Source organism: Candidatus Methylomirabilota bacterium, assembly GCA_036005065.1.
Classification (GTDB): Bacteria; Methylomirabilota; Methylomirabilia; order Rokubacteriales; family DASRDR01; genus DASYQW01.
The window spans coordinates 1-1,647 of the sequence record DASYQW010000191.1; the positions used below are offsets into that span (position 1 = coordinate 1).

The 1,647-nt window shown below is 74.2% G+C and carries 3 protein-coding genes; 1 reads left to right on the forward strand and 2 read right to left on the reverse strand.

The features are described from left to right. Window positions 1-348: 348 nt before the first annotated feature. Window positions 349-774, forward strand: a complete 426-nt coding sequence (locus VGW35_13730) for a hypothetical protein (protein ID HEV8308716.1) — start codon at window positions 349-351, stop codon at window positions 772-774. Window positions 775-798: 24 nt separating this feature from the next. On the opposite strand, the gene VGW35_13735 is transcribed toward VGW35_13730, so the two are convergent. Beyond that, a complete protein-coding gene (locus tag VGW35_13735) occupies window positions 799-1,422 on the reverse strand; it encodes a chemotaxis protein CheB (GenBank protein ID HEV8308717.1) in 624 nt (207 codons plus the stop codon). Beyond that, window positions 1,419-1,647 (reverse strand): hypothetical protein (locus VGW35_13740; protein HEV8308718.1); only part of this gene is annotated, 229 nt, incomplete at its 5' end. The genes VGW35_13740 and VGW35_13735, both read right to left, overlap by 4 nt.

Genomic DNA, 1,647 nt, shown 5'->3' on the forward strand with positions numbered 1-1,647 from the left:
CGGGGTCAGACCAAGGACGTCCGGTTCGCCACCTTCGAGGACCGCGTCGTCGGCCTGGCCCAGGCGGCCCTCGACGTGGCCGAGCGCTCCGGCCTCTAGTCGATCGGAGGGGGCCTCAACGGCCCCCTCCGAGACCTCCCCCAGGAAAAGTTGCGCGGGCGAAGCCCGCGCTCGGAGTGGACCACCGTGAGCGGGGCGGTTTGGCTACACGGCGCGCCCGGTTAACCCGACAGCCTCCTAGCCGGCCATGAGGCTGAGAATCGGACTCGGCCGGCTCGACGGACGGGCCGGCTGATGCGCCGCCTGCGCGGATCCCGATCGACGCAGCGGGGGCGCCGGGGGGCGGAGGTGCGGCGCACGGGAGCCGAGGCCGATCGGCAGCGAGCCGAGGCGCGCCGCGAGCAGGCCGAGGCGGAGCGGCGGCAGTCGGAGAGCCTCCGCGATGACGCGGAGCGGCTGCGGGCCGCCAGCGAGGCGCTGCGGGCGACGCTGGACGAGGCCCGCCAGGTGCAGGAGGCGCTCCGCCAGGCCGCCGAGGACGCGCGGCGGAGCGCCGAGTTGCTCCGTCGCGGGGCCGAGAGGGCCCGCCGGACGCGTGGCAGGCCACCCAAGCCGGGCGCGTCCCGCGCGGAGGATATGCGGCGGATGCAGGCATGGAGTCAGGAGTCGGCGGGCCGCACCAGGCGGAGCGTAGCGGCGAGCGAAGAGCGGATGGCGCGGCAGGCCCGACGAAAGCGTGAAGTCCCGTCGCCCCCCCCGGCCGGCGGCGGCTGAGTCCCGCCGCGCGATCGGACGCCTTTACCCTCGCGAGCCCCTTCCGATGGCATCGCACTCGAGCGCGCCGCCCTCGGCGAGCGTGACGAGCGCCTCGGGAATCCGATCGAGATGCAGGACGGCGTCCACGTCGTCCTCCGCGATCGCGTGCAACGGCATGGACGGGCAGCGCGCCTCGCCGGGGTCCTGCACGAGCGAGATTCCCCCCGCGGCCTTGATCGCGATCAGCCCCCGGACCCCGTCGGCTCCGCCGCCAGAGAGCAGGAGGCCGATGACCCGCGGCCCGCACTCCCGGGCGGCCGACAGGAACAGGGCGTCCACCGCGGGGCGGAAACGGTGCTGGTGAGGCCCGCGGTTGAGGCGCAACCGGCCCGCCTCCACGACCATGTGATGGTCCCTTGGCGCCAGGTAGATGTGGCCGTGCTCGAGATGGTCCCCATCCGTGGGCTCGGCGACCGGCAGGGACGAGTGACGGCCGAAGACCCGGTCGAGCTGGCTCTCGAAGAAGGGGGACCGATGGATCACGACCGCGATCGCCGCCGGGAAGTCCGGGGGCAGCTTGGCGAACAGCCGGATCAGCCCCTCGATGCTGCCCGCCGACCCGCCGATCGTGACGACGTCGCGGGCCAGCCCCTCGGCCTTGATCACGCGGGACTCCCGGGTTCCTCCGAGGCCGGAGCCTCGAATCCCAGACTCAGCGGTCGGTCCTGCTCGATGAGCCGCCGGAGGGTGCGGGCGTGCGCCTCGAGGTCCCCGGCTCGCTCTCGGCACGGACCCTCGACGTCGGACCAGCACTGGCGGGCGGCTTGTCCTTCCAAATCCCGCAGCAGCGCCGCCATCTCCTCGACCGCCAGGACCGCGGACCAGAGGCGC